Origin of the sequence: Ulvibacterium sp., assembly GCF_965248315.1 — a bacterium.
Classification (GTDB): domain Bacteria; phylum Bacteroidota; class Bacteroidia; order Flavobacteriales; family Flavobacteriaceae; genus Ulvibacterium.
Genome location: NZ_CBDFIX010000002.1, coordinates 2,522,042 through 2,537,280, shown reverse-complemented (window position 1 = coordinate 2,537,280; position 15,239 = coordinate 2,522,042). Strand labels below are relative to the sequence as shown.

The window sequence follows — 15,239 nt, the reverse complement described above, 5'->3', positions numbered from 1 at the left end:
ATTAAAAACGAACACTATGAAACATCTACTTCTTTGCGCAGCATGCCTTTTTTTAGGTACTGCTGCGTTTGCACAAAAAGATTCCGGGTTTGGTATAAAAGCCGGATTAAACTACAATGCCAATGGCGATTATTTCGAATCGGTCGGGGATGTGGCCCGAGATCCCGATAGAAATGTGGGATACCATATTGGGCTGTTCGGCAAATTAGAAATCAGCAGACTTTATTTGAGGCCGGAATTGGTGTATACTAGGACGAAGTCTGACTATGACGGGGGTGATTTTAACATGAGTAAGCTTGATGTCCCTGTACTCCTAGGGGCTAAAGTCATTGGTCCCTTACATGTTTTTGCAGGCCCGTCTTTTCAGTATATCCTCAATACGGAATTTGATGGTATCGATATCGATGATGTGGAAAACGATTTTACCGTAGGCGTTAATATCGGCGCAGGGGTAAATTTGGGAAAACTAGGTGTTGATGTAAGATACGAAAGGGGGTTCAGTAACAATGAGGCTGAATTTATTAATACCAATATCACCTCGGTGGGCCCAAGTAGGATAGATACCCGTCCGGATCAGCTTATCGTAAGTCTCTCCTTAAAATTATAATAAAAGTATTGTAATAAAAGGCCCCGCGAGCAATAAACTCGCGGGGCCTTTTATTTACTGGATATCCAGGAAGTTTATCCATCATTATCCAAATGGTCCCATATCCCATCGCCGTCCGTATCGCGGAAGGTAACATTACCCTCTTCATCAATATCAATTTCGTCACGCGTGGGTATGCCATCTGCATCATCATCCGTATCATTGTGATTGGCCAAAAACACACCAAAAGGTTCCGTGTCCTCGTCCGTATTGTCATTGCTCAAATCCCCATCTCCGTTTACATCTTCCAAAATGGAAGGAATACCATCACCATCAAAATCGGTATCCGGCTCGAAGGACAAAACATCGATCTTAAAAATTAATGGGATGTATTGAGGTATCCCTGAACCGGGTGGTGGCCTGTCAAAATAGCCTAAACCTGAAGGTATAAATAGTATTCCAATACCATAATCCATGAAACTTACCGTCCCATCACCATTATCAAAAGGGCCTTCGCCTGCATTAAGTTTTTCCACCCCAATGGCGTACCCTGGAATAAGGTTTCCGGAGAGGTATTGATTTACAGGGGTATTGGAAGCATCAAAGGCATTACCATCCAAAAAGGAACCTTCGTATCGGAGCACTGTATTGTCAGCAAATGTAGGGCTTCCACCCACGCCTTCCCTAACAACCACATAATACAGATTGTGTTGAATTTCTTCCCCATCATCCAATCCAAAATCCGAGGATTCCACAACAACACTTTCGCTTTGAATATCCTCCCAAAGCGGTCTTTTATCGGCGTTGTCCCCAGCAATTGTATCAATCCGTACAATCATATCGAAACCAGGATCAATAGGTTCCTCAAAATCCTCATAGTTGTAGAAATGGGACTTTAGGAATTCTTGCAATTCTTCTTCATCCTCGGCGGCAACTTCGCTCAACATTCTAGGGGGCACTATTTCCGCTGCCGGTCCATTGTCGTCGTTCTTACATGACCCCAAGAGAATCAGTAGCATCAATGGCACTGCAAGTTGAAATCTTTTCATTAGGCAATCTTTAAGGGCGGCAAGATACAATTTTCCCGTATTTTTGCAGGAATCGTTAACAAACAATTTTGAAGGGAAATGCGTATTGACAAGTTCCTTTGGAGTACCCGCTATTTTAAAACACGGAACTTGGCATCCAATGCCTGTAAAAAGGGCCATGTTAAGATTAATGGTCACATTGCAAAGCCTTCACGGGAAGTATATCCAACGGATACCCTTGTGGTTCGGAAAAACCAAATCGATTATCAATTACAAATTCTGCAAATCCCCCCTTCCAGGGTAGGCGCAAAATTAGTAGACATCTATAGAAAGGATATGACACCAAAAGAGGCCTTTGAAACCAACGAATTATTGAAGTATTCCAAGGACTATTATCGAAAGAAAGGAACAGGCCGACCTACAAAAAAAGATCGTAGGGAAATTGAAGATTATTTGGATACCCCCTCCCCTTTTCTTGAAGATGATGAAAGCGACAATTAGGATTTAATGTAACCACAGTTTTTTTATATTTGAAACACAAGCTATTTGTTCTATGCAAAATAACATCTTATCCCATCTCCAAATACAACATAAAATACGGCGAATCGCTTACCAAATCTATGAAGCCAATGTGGATGAGCAAGAAATCATTGTTGCCGGAATAGAAGGTGGTGGGCTTGATTTTGCCAAAAAAATACAGATGGTTCTCAAAAAGATAACCACAGCCAAGATTCTTTTATGTAAGGTACAGATGGATAAAAGTAATCCCTTAAAAAGCGGGGTTACCACTTCTATCCCAGAAAAAGAATACTTGCAAAAATCCGTTGTTCTGGTGGATGATGTATTGAACTCCGGTACCACTTTGATCTATGGGGTACAGCATTTTCTCAAGACTCCCTTAAAACAACTGAAAACGGCGGTCCTGGTGAACCGGAACCATAAAAAATATCCTGTAAAGGCCGACTATAAGGGTATTTCGCTTTCTACATCCCTGCAAGAACATGTTCATGTAAAATTTGAAACGCAAAATGACCGGGTTTATCTAGACTAGAAAGGTGCGGATTTCCTGGGCAATCTCTTCGACTTCCTTCCCATCGCATACAATCGTGTGCCAGGCCTTTTCATAAAAAAATCCTCTTTCGAACAAATGCTTCCCAATGAATTCGGGCAAATCGTAATCCTGGATATTTTTGATCAAAGGGCGCTCAGACTTTTGGGTAGCCAATCGTTTTACCAACTCCCCTACAGATACTTTGAGGTGAAAGACATTTTTTGTTCCCTTCTGTATGATTTCCATATTATTTCCATAGCATGGGGCACCACCCCCGGTAGAGAGTACAAAATTGTGTTTATCCTGCAGTATGTGCTTTAGATACTCATTTTCCTTTTTGCGAAAATAAATCTCTCCCTTTTTCTTGAACAATTCTGGAATGGTAGCCCTTTCGGAATGCTCTATATATGTATCCAAATCCAAAAAGTCCAATCCCAATTCGTCTGCCAGTATTCTGCCGATGGTAGACTTGCCGCTTCCCATATAACCTATTAAAACTATTTTCAACTGGAATGTTTATTTTAAAAAATGTTCTATTTGCTTTTGAAGGCAAAGAAAAGATAAATTTCTACTAAAATCGACTTGTTAAATAAATTAATGATCTTATATTTGCACCCTCTTAGGCGATACCATTGGTATTGCTTCGGCGGGCAGGCCTGCCAAACCTACAAATTATGACCTGGTAGCTCAGTTGGTAGAGCATCTCCCTTTTAAGGAGAGGGTCCTGGGTTCGAGCCCCAGCCAGGTCACGAAGTAATATGGAAACCCGACTTTTTTGGTCGGGTTTTTTATGAAATAAAATGGGGCGAGAAGCCTGTCCCGAGTGAAGACGAGTGAAGACCCAGCCAGGTCACGAAGTGACATGGAAACCCGACTTTTTTGGTCGGGTTTTTTTATGCAATAAAAGTGGGGCGAGAAGCCTGTCCCGAGCGAAGACGAGTGAAGACCCAGCCAGGTCACGAAGTGAATCCATACCAGAAAACTTTCAATCAAAAATATAGATTTATTTTCCCCGAGGGAAGGCGAAATCAAAGCATTTTATTCCTTGGAAAATGGAGATCGATCGATTTTAGAATACGTAACGTTTTTGTTTTGGAGTAAATCCAAGCGCGCCAAAGCCAAGTTGAAAACAACGGGATATTATCTAAAAGCAATTACTTCAAGTGGTATTAAGTTAAATCTTAAGCCGGATATTTCTTTTTTCCAATAGCCTTACCAGTAGTATAATCACCAGGGAAAAAAGAAGCGATTTTACAATACCCATGAAACCGTCCGATAGGAATTTCGGCCATTGAAAACCGACCAGTATTATGGTGGGATAGATAAAATAGGGCATAAGGTAGCAAGTCAACGTACTGGTGCCGGCAGCCTTAATGGGATATGCCCATTTGGAATAGCCCCACCAATCCACCAAAATGTAGAGTAAAATATAGGATAGCAAACTTATCCCAATACAAATGACCGTCCAGGAAGGTGTGGCCAAAATTTTTGATATAGGGAAGGCCGGGCGAATCCAGAATCCAAAGAGAACAAAAAGACCGCTGGCCAGGGCAACAAGACTTAAGAATTGCGGTAATTTCCCTCCCCCTGACTTGAACTTCAAATAAAATACGGTACACAACAGGCCAGCCATAACCAACACATGATTGGATGCACTAATGACCAGTTTAAAGCTGGGAAGGGATTCAAAATAGTTATTTTCCTGTATGTTCATAAACAGTAGCAAGAGAAAAATTGGCACCCAGTAAATAACCCTTTTTCGGATAACCAAGTAGAGTAACACATTCAGAAAATAAGCCCATCCGATCAAGCCTAAAATCCCCCACCATCGCGGTCGCATCCAATGTATATCTTCCAATGCCCCACCCCTGTAAATCCAGGCTAAATACAACAGAATCAACAGGCCCAAAGCCTGTAATCCCCAAACCAACCCTTTTCGCAGATAGGACAATCTCTTGTAGTCTAGCCAAATCAAAAAGATAGCCGTGGCCATAAGAATTTGCCATATGTTTTTATCCAATCCAGTGGCTTCCTCATTGATTACCCCATAATTGACCATATAAAACCCCATGACCAAAAGGGCAATCGTTCTCATAAGAATATGGCCAAGGATAGCGGTGTTGGTTTCCTTTCTTTTAAACCGTACATCAATGGCCAACGGAATGGACAGACCTACGATAAACAAAAAAAGTGGAAAAATTACATCTGAAAATCCCATACCATCCTCCCCCGCCAAGGTATGCTCCAACCATTTTGGAACCCCGGTAAGCGACCACAGATCATTGACAAAAATCATCAGGAACATGGTCAGGGCGCGTAGCACATCTATGGTGCTGATGCGAAGGTTCGGTGATGCCGTGCCCGTGTTTTTCATTTTATTTTTTGTTACCCTACACTTTTTGAACAAGGCCAATACTTTAGTCCTTTAAGCTCAAAAGGTTTTCCAAGGTGTCGAATTCATAACCGCGTTCTTTGAGGGTCGTTATCAAATCATCCAGTCTGGAATAGAACTTGTCGGTGCGATCGTCCTCCGTACCGATATGCGAGAGCAGCATAAACCCGTTTAATCCCTCTTTTTCCTCAAAGGTCAAAATAGATTGCATAATACGATCCGTACTTCGGTAATTATCCATTTTAGGGGTAGTGTAGTCCGCATGTGAAAGTGTCCCCGGAGTATAATTGATAACGGCAATTTCCATTTGATCGGCCCACTGGGTAATGATTTCATCGTTCCACTCATAGGGGGGCAAGAAATACGGTGCCTCCTTGATGCCGTATTTTTCCATTTCCTCATAATTGGCTTTTAAATCGGCTTTAAATTCTTCCTGACTTACCAATCGCTTTTTTTCCTCCCAGTCGTTGTACAGCAGATGCTTGTCGGAATGCGCCCCGAGATAGTGCCCCTGATCTTTTGCTTTTTCAATAAGGGGGGCAAAATTCTTGTTTCTATAAAAGTTTCCGGTAAAGAAGAACGAGGCTTTAATGCCATGCTTTTCGAGGACCTTAAGAATTTCTTCCCCTCCATCGGCATATTCATCCCCGGAGAACATCAAATTTATTTTTCTTTCCGACTTATCTCCTCGAATAATCGCACCGCTTTGATCATAGGTATATTGCCTTTTACGGTGGCCTCCCGTGATACTTGCATTTTCCAAGGACGAAAGATAATAGACCAAACAGGCTGTACCGTCCATAGTGGGTTCGTTGGTAGAAAAACTACCCACATCATCCTGATAAACTACCAAATCCGATTGAAATTCCGCATACTCATCCTCATCGTGAAGTTCAACCCCAATAAGACTGTTCGCTATGGAACCATAAACCGGTCCATCGATCAGACCCCCATAAGTTTGATATCCCTCTAAATGATTGAGGGAAGAATGGGGATCTACGGGGTAATCTCCGTCCTTGGGAAGCCCCACTATCATGGATGTACCCCAAATGTTGCAGCCAAAAAGCCAATCGCGTAGGGCGGCTTCCATTTCCAGATATGTATCATCTCCGGTCAACTGATGGTACAATTTGCATTGGGTCACGGCTGCGGTCACCAAATTATTGGAGCACCATACAAAGGGAACCCCAATATAGAAGGGGTTGTCCTTCCCTCGCTCATGCAATAACCGAAGCCCCATGTCATAATACGAAGCGACGGTCTCCTTTTCCTGTGACTTTAAGGCCGTCGCCAGTTCGTTATGACCGGCATTCAAAAACGGATAATACTGGTAGTGCACTACCGTATCACGTCCGATCCAGGGCGTAATCTTTTCTTCCGAGGCATAGTGCAAGGCCTTTTCCTTATAATTATCGTCCTGTGTAAGCTTGTATAGACTGCTTGCCGCCAGTTCCATATCATCCATCCAGTTGTCCTCTTCATAAAAATAGGGTGCACTGCCCGGTGCGGTCTGGCTAACTCCCGGATTTTTTTCACCAAAGTCATAAGCGTCTTGGGCACGCTTCGGCAGGTCAACCGTATACCCTGGGTAAAAATCTTTCAAGACCGAGGCACCCAAGGCAAAGGCCGAAGCATACTTACCAGCAGTGGATGCTACACCGGTAGAACGGTTTTTGTATTGTAATACACCTTGTTTTTCGCCACTGGCCAAATATACGGGTCGCCCCTTTCGTTTTGGGTTATAAACCACGGAATCCTCATTGGGCAATCGGAAACCGACATGATCCCGGTCATCTGCAATTTGATTGTAAAACTCCGTGGGAGACGGGTTCATCTTTTTAAGCCAATCCATCCCCCATTTGGCCTCATCAATAATATCCGGAATGCCATTGGGGCCCGGTAGGCCATTGGCCCTATAGGCATCGTCAAAAGCCTCGGGATTGTCCCGGTACGATAGCAGCAATTGGAAAACGGCATTGGCAGAGGTAGCCGTATATTGCAGGTAATCCGTGGCATCATGCCATCCTCCGGTCACATCAATTCGTTCTCCCTCCCTTTCAGGGTTATACAGGATGTATCCGTCATCCAAATGACAAGAATCGGTCAAAAACGGGTTATATCCGCAACGCTGCTGACGCATGTATTCCAAGAGGAAATCCGCAGAATGGTCATAGACATCCGAATTGATCCGAAATACCGGGGATTGCGTACCATTTGCTTTAAGATAGTAGGTGCCCGGCGTTTGGTACTCACTAAAATTTAAGCGGTAAGCGCTTTCAAAGGGTCCGTAGGCACCTTTGGATACCGGTGTGGTTGATACAAATACCTCTTTGTCCGTCTCGGCATCGTACAGCGAGAACGAATTGACCGAAGTAGCCTCCTTTGCCGCGAAAACCGCCACTTTAATACTTTCCGGTAAATATCCCAATTGATTTATCCGAACAACGGCCACTCCCGATTTTTCGGTGGTGCGATTCTGGACGCAGGATACAACCAGGATTACGCCAAGGAGGACAACATACTTTTTCATAATGAGTTGAAATTTAAAATGCGATTTTTAATGGTACGGGCTATGATTTTATGCTTTAATGATCTAATGCATTTTGTAGGTTATGCTAAACAGAGGCTATTCTTCTTTTGTATTCCTTTAGGGCATCCGCCAATCGCTGTTTTGAGGTGGAATCGCCTGGGATGTTGTGAGAGGGGTGAATGTGCAATGTAACACCCCGATCCGCCAATATTTCGGCTACTGTGGTCACGGTCATCCATACGGTAGTGACAAAGGCCATGGTGGATACAGGTCCAATTTTATCGATATGATTCTTTAGGTGAACCGTTGCATCCTCAGAGGGTGCACAAGAATCCACGACCAAATCCGCCAATTCGAACAAGGTCTTTCCACAGGAATGTTTTGTGGTCTTGCCCCGGGCCTCCGCCGCGGAGCCGAAGACGATTACTTTCATCCCTTTTTCCTTGGCCTCCAGAGCAATATCGATATTTACGGCGTTTACACCGGTGTGTGAAAACAGCCACATGGTATCCTCTTTGTCAAAATTATGGCCCTTCATGATTTCCCGTCCATAACCTTCCACCCTTTCCAGGAAAATGAATTGGTCCACTCCCATTTGTCCAGTAATGTTGGTAAAGAATGTCAATGGCAGTTCAACAATAGGGTGAAACCCGACGAAACCACCAATCCTAGGGTACATTTCCTCGATGGGGAGGGTGGCATGGCCACATCCGAAAGTATGTACCCATTTTCCTTTTTCTATGGAATCGGCCATAATAGTGGCAGCCTTTTTAATGTTTTCCATTTGGGTACTTTCTATTTTATCCATTACGTTTCTGGCATTATCCAGCCATTGCTTTGCTAACATAAAATTGAGTTTTAACTTATTTTGGAATTATATTTCTTGTTCGTGATATACAGTAAGATGAGCACCATAAGTACAGAGGTCAGAATAAGATAGGGGAACACTCCGGTACCGTGATATTGTGAAACTTGGCCCATCAAATAATTGGTTAGGACGTTTCCGATAAGGGCAATAGTAATCACAATGCTGAAGGCCGTACCCGAAAGGTGGGTATATAGCTGGCCGATATAGCCCAGAATAACCGGGAATCCTGCTGCCAGGCCTACCCCCATGGCCATCATTCCTGCTATAAATAGGGTATATGAATCGCCGTATTGTAGTATTAAGCCTCCTATAAAGACAATGAAAAAACCAACGACCATTACCTTTAAAGGAGGGAACATGCGGAGAATTTTACCCAGTGCGATTCGGGTAATCGTAATGGCCCCAACAAATGAGGACAGGATAAACAATGCGTTGGCGGACTTCATTTCCTTTATCGTTTCCAGATAAGTGGTAGTCCAGTTATTGGTCAGTCCCTCGATACCACTTTGAAAAAATAGGATAAAGCCGAATAAGAGCAATACGGGATCTTTTGCCATTTTCAGCCCTTCCTGGATAGGAAGTCCCTTGGTTTCGGCTGATTTTGGAAAACGAATCATCAGAAAGAACAAGACCGGCAGGGTTATAAGGCCTCCCAGAAGGGCAAAAATGGTCTCAAAGGAATACAGCCCTTTCCATAAACCTAAAACAACCGGGGTTCCCAAAGCCCCTATTCCAAAGAAAACGCCCAATAGGCTAAGATTCGCACTATGATTCTCTTCGCTGATCTCCGAAACAATGGCATTGGTGGTACCGTTCAGTACTCCCCCACCCAGACCGATACAGAAAACGGATGCCTGCAAGAAAATTGTGCTTTTGGCGAACACGATACCTTCAAGCCCAAGCAAGGTAAAAATACTTCCTGCGATTAAGATTTTTTTGTAGGACAACCAATCAATCAATGGTCCAAAGACTAGGGAACCCACCAAAATACCCAAGGGCAGTAGAGTGGTCAAAAAACCGGTTTGGGCTTCGTTCAATACAAACTTCCCGCTAACTTCGGGTAGAATGGATCCCAAGGATATCATTACGACTCCAAAAAGCAACATTCCAATGCAGGCTGCGGTAAATACGTAACCTTTGTGATACCCCTTATTCGTCATGCACTTGGTCGTTTATTGTGGTAAGGGCCAAGTATGCGGCACCGATTGACCCAGCATCACCCCCTAAGGCCGAAGTTTCCAGTTGGATTTCTTGAATGGAAAGGGGTTGTGCCCACTGCTTTGCCTCCTCTAATATGCGGTCCAAAAATTGGTCGGCAGGCCCAAAGACCCCACCACCGAAAATCACCTTTCTGGGATTGAATATGCTTACCAAGTTGGCCAATGCCATCCCCCAATACCTGATAGCTTTTTCAATGACCTCAACGGCCACTGGATCTTGTTTTTCATATGCATCGAAAACGTGATGTGCTGTAATCTGGTCCGTTGGAATGGCATCCAAAAGACTGGTTGCTGTTCGGCTTTTTCCCAATAGTTCTGCGGCACTCCGTGCGATACCATCACCGGATGCATAGTGCTCCAAGTTACCCCAGGCATCATATTTTTTATCGTAAGGGGGTTCCAACGCCATCCAGCCAATGGCTCCGGCAATACCTCCATTACCATTGATAATTCTCCCACCCGATAGTATTCCAGCACCTATACCCGTGCCTACGGCAATGAAAATTGCGTCGGCACAACCTTTGGCACAACCTTTCCAAGCCTCTCCCAGGATGTAGCAAGATCGGTCGCTCTCCAAAATGATATGTATGGATTGATCTTCCAGATACTTCCTAAGTTCTTCCTGAAATGGGATATGGTCCCAATCCGGAATGTTGGGGGCCCACACGGTTTTCTTGATAGGATCGTAGATGCCGGGGACACAGGCGCCAATAGCGATGACCTTATGAGCCCCTTTCTGCGCATAATCCATAAGCGATTGGATCATGGCACCGATCAAAGCGATGACCTCCTCCCCTTTTCTATCGGCCAAGGCCCGCACCTCTTTGTGCAATAGGTCTCCCTTATGATGAAACAAGGCGGCGGAAATCTTGGTTCCACCAATATCAATACCGATTACCGTAGGCGTTCTTTTCATGAAATCGCAACAAATTCGATATAAATATATTCAATAATGAATATAAAATGCAATATATATTTATAAACATGCAAAAAAACGGCAAGTTTAACATTGGTCAATTGCCTACCCTAATCCAGACAGAAATCTGCAGTGTAGGCAGAAATACGATTGGATCAGCGTAATTGAATCCCCGCTTCCGCAAATTGGGATAACTTGTTGTCCGCTGGATCCAACTCCGTAATCAGTAATCCGATTTCAGCGGGTTTGCAAATAGTATAGGGCTGTCGCCGTCCCAATTTGTTTGATGTGGCCAGCGAGATGACCCTATCGGATGCGGCTATAATGGCTCTTTTAATTAGGGAAACTTCATAGGAACCTTCGGTTATTCCCTCAAGAGGGCCTATGCTTCCCGTGCCTAGAAAGCATAAATCCACATGAATATTGGAAAATTTATTCACGACCTCATTCCCCAGGCTCACCATGGATTTTTTCTCGATTTTCCCACCCAAAAAAATAATCTCGATTCCCGGATGTTCGGTCAGTTCCATGGCTATGGGCAAACAATAGGTAAAGACCGTGGCCTTTAAATCTTTTGGAATACTCCGAGCAAAAGCGAGATTGGTGGTACCATCACTTATTATGATCGTCATTCCATTTTGCAATAGGCTTGAGGCCTTTTTGGCAATACGATTTTTTTCCTCTTGATTTTTTACGACGTTGTCGTTGTAGTAATATAATTTTTGAATGGAGGAAATTGCGCCGCCATGCACTTTGGAAAGCAGTCCCTTTTGCGCCATTTCATTAAGGTCCCTGCGAATCGTATCCTCGGATACCAAGAGTTTTTCGGCCAATTGTAGGGTAACCACCTTACCTTCCAACTGGAGTTTTTCGAGAATTACCTCCTGTCTTTTGTCTTTTTGCATGTATACAAAGTAAGGCTCCAAATGTACGATTTTGCATGAAAATGTAGAAAACATGCATAAAAAGTGGAAAATAGTGCAAAAAAGACGTACCCAAACAAGAAGTATTCAACTTGGAGGACATCTGTTTGAAGTGACCGGGATAATTGAATTGTCCATTTCCTGCTTTTAATAGGATGGTCCACTTGGTTTTGACGAAAAGTCGGGTAACCTGCTGTCTTTTAGACTGAATTTCATCGAATGTTCCCATGCTTGAACAATATGGATTTTGCTTTTGGCGTTTTCCAGTCAAAATCCAAATCATGAGAACCGTATTTATCGTATGCCTTATCATTGTATTTGCCTTCCCATCCTGTAGCAATGAGGAAGCCTCCTTGGAGGAACAGTTAATGGAAGATAGTACGGAACATGAAGATGCGCAAGATCCTAAAGAACCAGGGAATGATTGCCCAGGTTCAATTGGATTCGTTTTTGAGGAAAAAGACGGTATCCTATCCATTGAATTTGAGGACAATAGTTTCCCGGAAGGTTGGGTGTTGAAAAATGATGCAAATGACGTTTCCGGTGACGGCTATATGCAATGGGAGGACGACCCCAGTATGGGCAATCCCGGTAATGGCATGGTAACTTTTCCCGTTAGAATAACCGATACCGGCACCTATAGATTCACTTGGAAATCATCGTACCGAAAAGGAGATAACGGAACGGAACACAATGATTCCTGGTTGCGTTTTCCGGATGCCCAGGACTTCTTTGGGATGAAAGATGGTGGCAGCAGAGTCTATCCCGATGGTTCCGGGAAGGAACCTAACCCCAATGGGGCCTCAAAAGAGGGTTGGTTCAAGGTATACCGGAGCGGCGATGACAATGCTTTCAAATGGCAGGCCCGGACCTCGGACCACGACGCCCATGACATTTATGTGACCTTCGACACACCCAACATATATCTCATGGAAATCTCGGCCCGTTCGGACTTTCATGCCATAGACCGGATATTGCTTCACAAGGAGGACATTTCCCAGAATGAGGCCTTATCCCAGGCGGACGACTTTAGTGTTAAGCAAAACTGTGACTAGGAAATGTACATCCCTAGGCAACCTAGCGAAAAGGGATTTTGGGGGTGGAAGGTGCCTTTCAATCGCACTTTAAGCACTGACCCAAGCAACTAATCATGCACAGAACCGTTAGTTATACTATTGTTAGTAACAATACTATACAAATGAAAAATACTATAGTCGCGGCCTTACTTGTATGCCTTCTGACCAACTGCTCCGAGGATGAGCCGGGCGTTGCAGCACTATCGGGAAGGGAGTTTAAGATGGGGTTTACCACATGGAGTTATGGGCCCAATTTAGAAGATGTAAATGACACCTATTCATTTATAACGGGTAACGCCGATATATACGCCGAACATATTGATAACAACATTCCTTGGAATGCATGGATCAATGACCTGCCCTTACCATCAGAATTCACCAACGAAATTATGGGACGGGCCAACAGAAAAATTTCCGGGAAACCAGTATTGCTTTCTGTCAGCTTATTGAATTCAAACCGGGATGAACTGGCCTCGGATTTTGACAATACAGTACCCGCTTATGATAACCTTGATGATGCCCATATTAGGGAGGCGTATTTTAAGCATATCAGCTACTTAGTGGATGCATTTGCACCGGATTATCTGGTTATCGCTATTGAAGTCAATGAGCTTCGGCTTAGGTCCCCAGAAAAATGGGACTCCTATACCAACTTGATTTTTGATGTTAAGACAAGAATTAAGCAGTCCTACCCCGATTTAAAAATTTCAGAATCCATCTCATTGCATAATTTGTACGAACCTGAAGTGTCAGATCCGCAAACCTATATTAGGGACATCATGGATCATGTAAATCAAAATGACTTTTTGGCAATCAGCTTCTACCCTTTTTTGAAAAATCTAAGCTCAAAAACGGGGTTCCAGGAGGCGCTGGACTTTTTACATGACCAAGCCATTCCTCCGATTGCCTTTGTAGAAACCGCCCATATTGCGGAAAACTTAGTGATTCCAAATCTAAGTGTGTCCATTGACGGCAATGAAAATGAACAAAACGTTTATCTCGAAACTTTATTGGAGAATGCTGATACCCAAGCTTACGAATTCATCATTTGGTGGGCGCACCGAGATTATGATGCGCTTTGGGAAACTTTTCCTGAGGAAGTGAAAGATCTTGGACAAATATGGAGAGATACGGGTCTTTTGGATGAGAATGGTATGGAAAGAGCTTCCTTTTCCGTGTGGCAAAGCAATTATCAAAAATAAAGTTATCGAAGATGCTGCTGTGATGAGCTATAATTAACAATCTGCCGATATTTATTCGTTATTTTTTGGTTATCTTCAACCAGAAGCATTGCGATGTAGGTAACAATTGAGAACACATCCAAAAGTTCAGCAAATGGAAAAAAAATGGCTAATATTCTTCGCGCTATTGATTTTCTTACTATTCTCTTTTCTTTTTTGGAGGCTTACCCGTGCATATGCCAGAAGAGAATATGGTGCAAAGATGTGGAGACAATGGCCAACGCGATTATCGTATTGGCAAGGTGCAATTTTATATAGTATAGGATTTACACTCTTAACCCTATTTCTTTTAAAATGGGGAAATATCTTGACATTTTAATGTACTAAGAATTTAGGTTAATCCCATGAAATCCAATGCGCGAAGCAATACCAAAGCAAACTGGTTGCAGAAGGCCCGCGAAGGCTGGAGCCACAAAGGTGAAAAGAGACCCCCATTTGCCATTGAACCCCAAAAAGGACAACGCTCGGTTTGGGACTTTCCGCGCCCACCCATCATCGAAAAAGTGACCAAACCGGTAACAATCCACTATAAGGACAGACCTATTGCCAATTCCAAAGATGCCCTTGCCGTACTGGAGACCGCCAGTCCGCCAACATACTACATCCCAGAACAGGATATCGACATAAGTATGCTTGTTTGCATGCCCAGAAAAACCTCATTATGCGAATGGAAGGGCAGTGCCGTCTATTGGGCACTAAAAGATATGACGGACCTACCGGTGGCCTGGTCATATCCAAAACCTTTTAGTGAGTTTGAAGGACTAAAGCATCATTTGGCCTTCTATCCCCAATATCTGGATTGCAAAGTGGATGGGATAAAGGTCCTGCCCCAACCCGGTAGATTCTATGCGGGATGGATAACTCCTGACCTAGTTGGACCTTTTAAAGGGAATCCAGGAACCGAACATTGGTGAACCTTTTCTAAAGATCCACCTTTAAAAATTTAGATCCGGGATTGTAATTCATTAAATTTAGATACTGAAACTATTTTGATATGGAAAAGTTCTTTTATCTCATCGCAATGGTATGGTTGGGAATTTACCCTTTGCATGCCCAGGATCTACAACAATCAGAAGATGCAGATCGGAATAACACCTTGGTTAGGAAGCACCGGAGTGATACAAGTACAGAACCCTCTACCCTATTGAAAAGACAATCTGAGAACACGATTGGGCCACAAGGGCAATCTACCGAGGCCATTGGCCAATATCCACATGCCGATCAGTTATCAAGCTCAGGTCTATCCGAAATGACGGTATACGAACCAAAGGATGATTATAAAATGAGGGTTTTTGAAGTGGATAGCACAAAACAATTCCACCTCAAGATATATAAAGCCCTATAAGTTTTCAGCTTAAATCCCATCTGTGATATTATGGATAAGGGTGTATTTATCTCATCAATTTTA

15 protein-coding genes and 1 tRNA gene are annotated in these 15,239 nt (G+C 43.4%); 8 read left to right on the top strand and 8 right to left on the bottom strand.

Annotation, left to right across the window (positions count from 1 at the left end; all coding sequences use genetic code 11):
- Nucleotides 1-16 precede the first annotated feature (16 nt).
- Entirely contained in the window at nucleotides 17-607 is a 591-nt protein-coding gene (locus ACP2AF_RS12630) for a porin family protein (protein WP_425236517.1), read from the top strand.
- Between the two features lie 74 nt (nucleotides 608-681).
- Here the strand turns inward: ACP2AF_RS12630 and ACP2AF_RS12625 are convergent, their stop codons facing one another.
- Entirely contained in the window at nucleotides 682-1,635 is a 954-nt protein-coding gene (locus ACP2AF_RS12625; RefSeq protein WP_425236516.1) for a hypothetical protein, read from the bottom strand.
- A gap of 78 nt (nucleotides 1,636-1,713) precedes the next feature.
- Here ACP2AF_RS12625 and ACP2AF_RS12620 point away from each other — a divergent pair, with 78 nt between their 5' ends.
- Together ACP2AF_RS12620 and ACP2AF_RS12615 are read left to right on the top strand one after the other, a co-directional pair.
- Nucleotides 1,714-2,115 carry an RNA-binding S4 domain-containing protein gene (locus ACP2AF_RS12620; RefSeq protein WP_425236515.1) on the top strand — a complete coding sequence of 134 codons (402 nt, stop codon included), beginning with the start codon at nucleotides 1,714-1,716 and terminating at the stop codon, nucleotides 2,113-2,115.
- A gap of 52 nt (nucleotides 2,116-2,167) precedes the next feature.
- The gene (locus ACP2AF_RS12615; protein ID WP_425236514.1) at nucleotides 2,168-2,665 is read left to right on the top strand and encodes a phosphoribosyltransferase family protein; all 498 of its coding nucleotides are present in this window, start codon (nucleotides 2,168-2,170) and stop codon (nucleotides 2,663-2,665) included.
- Here the strand turns inward: ACP2AF_RS12615 and ACP2AF_RS12610 are convergent.
- Nucleotides 2,657-3,172, bottom strand: coding sequence for a shikimate kinase (locus ACP2AF_RS12610; protein ID WP_425236513.1), 516 nt, complete (start codon nucleotides 3,170-3,172; stop codon nucleotides 2,657-2,659). The genes ACP2AF_RS12615 and ACP2AF_RS12610 overlap by 9 nt on opposite strands.
- Before the next feature lie 169 nt (nucleotides 3,173-3,341).
- On the opposite strand from ACP2AF_RS12610, the gene ACP2AF_RS12605 reads away from it, so the two are divergent.
- Nucleotides 3,342-3,414, top strand: a tRNA-Lys gene (locus tag ACP2AF_RS12605).
- A gap of 425 nt (nucleotides 3,415-3,839) precedes the next feature.
- Here the strand turns inward: ACP2AF_RS12605 and ACP2AF_RS12600 are convergent.
- The 6 genes from ACP2AF_RS12600 to ACP2AF_RS12575 all read right to left on the bottom strand — a co-directional run bounded on the left by ACP2AF_RS12600 (nucleotide 3,840) and on the right by ACP2AF_RS12575 (nucleotide 11,496).
- Nucleotides 3,840-5,039, bottom strand: coding sequence for a heparan-alpha-glucosaminide N-acetyltransferase domain-containing protein (locus tag ACP2AF_RS12600; RefSeq protein ID WP_425236512.1), 1,200 nt, complete (start codon nucleotides 5,037-5,039; stop codon nucleotides 3,840-3,842).
- A gap of 43 nt (nucleotides 5,040-5,082) precedes the next feature.
- Nucleotides 5,083-7,587, bottom strand: a complete 2,505-nt coding sequence (locus tag ACP2AF_RS12595) for a glycoside hydrolase family 9 protein (protein WP_425236511.1) — start codon at nucleotides 7,585-7,587, stop codon at nucleotides 5,083-5,085.
- An 85-nt stretch (nucleotides 7,588-7,672) separates the two neighbouring features.
- On the bottom strand, nucleotides 7,673-8,434 hold the full coding sequence (locus ACP2AF_RS12590) for a sugar isomerase domain-containing protein (protein ID WP_425236510.1): 762 nt from the start codon (nucleotides 8,432-8,434) through the stop codon (nucleotides 7,673-7,675).
- An 11-nt stretch (nucleotides 8,435-8,445) separates the two neighbouring features.
- Nucleotides 8,446-9,615 (bottom strand): MFS transporter, encoded by a 1,170-nt coding sequence (locus ACP2AF_RS12585; protein WP_425236509.1) that lies wholly within the window; start codon nucleotides 9,613-9,615, stop codon nucleotides 8,446-8,448.
- Entirely contained in the window at nucleotides 9,605-10,591 is a 987-nt protein-coding gene (locus ACP2AF_RS12580; RefSeq protein WP_425236508.1) for an ROK family protein, read from the bottom strand. Before ACP2AF_RS12580 ends, ACP2AF_RS12585 begins: the two co-directional genes overlap by 11 nt.
- 155 nt (nucleotides 10,592-10,746) lie before the next feature.
- Nucleotides 10,747-11,496 (bottom strand): DeoR/GlpR family DNA-binding transcription regulator, encoded by a 750-nt coding sequence (locus ACP2AF_RS12575; protein WP_425236507.1) that lies wholly within the window; start codon nucleotides 11,494-11,496, stop codon nucleotides 10,747-10,749.
- A 299-nt stretch (nucleotides 11,497-11,795) separates the two neighbouring features.
- Between ACP2AF_RS12575 and ACP2AF_RS12570 the strand changes: the two genes are divergently transcribed.
- The 4 genes from ACP2AF_RS12570 to ACP2AF_RS12555 all read left to right on the top strand — a co-directional run bounded on the left by ACP2AF_RS12570 (nucleotide 11,796) and on the right by ACP2AF_RS12555 (nucleotide 15,176).
- Nucleotides 11,796-12,569, top strand: a complete 774-nt coding sequence (locus tag ACP2AF_RS12570) for a hypothetical protein (RefSeq protein WP_425236506.1) — start codon at nucleotides 11,796-11,798, stop codon at nucleotides 12,567-12,569.
- A gap of 143 nt (nucleotides 12,570-12,712) precedes the next feature.
- The gene (locus tag ACP2AF_RS12565; RefSeq protein ID WP_425236505.1) at nucleotides 12,713-13,792 is read left to right on the top strand and encodes a hypothetical protein; all 1,080 of its coding nucleotides are present in this window, start codon (nucleotides 12,713-12,715) and stop codon (nucleotides 13,790-13,792) included.
- Between the two features lie 383 nt (nucleotides 13,793-14,175).
- The gene (locus tag ACP2AF_RS12560; protein ID WP_425236504.1) at nucleotides 14,176-14,745 is read left to right on the top strand and encodes a DUF427 domain-containing protein; all 570 of its coding nucleotides are present in this window, start codon (nucleotides 14,176-14,178) and stop codon (nucleotides 14,743-14,745) included.
- A gap of 80 nt (nucleotides 14,746-14,825) precedes the next feature.
- Nucleotides 14,826-15,176 (top strand): hypothetical protein, encoded by a 351-nt coding sequence (locus tag ACP2AF_RS12555; RefSeq protein WP_425236503.1) that lies wholly within the window; start codon nucleotides 14,826-14,828, stop codon nucleotides 15,174-15,176.
- Nucleotides 15,177-15,239: the final 63 nt, after the last annotated feature.

Coding starts and splice junctions, on each gene's coding strand:
- ACP2AF_RS12630 (WP_425236517.1), top strand. CDS start 17: ATGAAACATCTACTTCTTTGCGCAGCATGCCTTTTTTTAGGTACTGCT.
- ACP2AF_RS12625 (WP_425236516.1), bottom strand. CDS start 1,635: ATGAAAAGATTTCAACTTGCAGTGCCATTGATGCTACTGATTCTCTTG.
- ACP2AF_RS12620 (WP_425236515.1), top strand. CDS start 1,714: ATGCGTATTGACAAGTTCCTTTGGAGTACCCGCTATTTTAAAACACGG.
- ACP2AF_RS12615 (WP_425236514.1), top strand. CDS start 2,168: ATGCAAAATAACATCTTATCCCATCTCCAAATACAACATAAAATACGG.
- ACP2AF_RS12600 (WP_425236512.1), bottom strand. CDS start 5,039: ATGAAAAACACGGGCACGGCATCACCGAACCTTCGCATCAGCACCATA.
- ACP2AF_RS12595 (WP_425236511.1), bottom strand. CDS start 7,587: ATGAAAAAGTATGTTGTCCTCCTTGGCGTAATCCTGGTTGTATCCTGC.
- ACP2AF_RS12590 (WP_425236510.1), bottom strand. CDS start 8,434: ATGTTAGCAAAGCAATGGCTGGATAATGCCAGAAACGTAATGGATAAA.
- ACP2AF_RS12585 (WP_425236509.1), bottom strand. CDS start 9,615: ATGACGAATAAGGGGTATCACAAAGGTTACGTATTTACCGCAGCCTGC.
- ACP2AF_RS12580 (WP_425236508.1), bottom strand. CDS start 10,591: ATGAAAAGAACGCCTACGGTAATCGGTATTGATATTGGTGGAACCAAG.
- ACP2AF_RS12575 (WP_425236507.1), bottom strand. CDS start 11,496: ATGCAAAAAGACAAAAGACAGGAGGTAATTCTCGAAAAACTCCAGTTG.
- ACP2AF_RS12570 (WP_425236506.1), top strand. CDS start 11,796: ATGAGAACCGTATTTATCGTATGCCTTATCATTGTATTTGCCTTCCCA.
- ACP2AF_RS12565 (WP_425236505.1), top strand. CDS start 12,713: ATGAAAAATACTATAGTCGCGGCCTTACTTGTATGCCTTCTGACCAAC.
- ACP2AF_RS12560 (WP_425236504.1), top strand. CDS start 14,176: ATGAAATCCAATGCGCGAAGCAATACCAAAGCAAACTGGTTGCAGAAG.
- ACP2AF_RS12555 (WP_425236503.1), top strand. CDS start 14,826: ATGGAAAAGTTCTTTTATCTCATCGCAATGGTATGGTTGGGAATTTAC.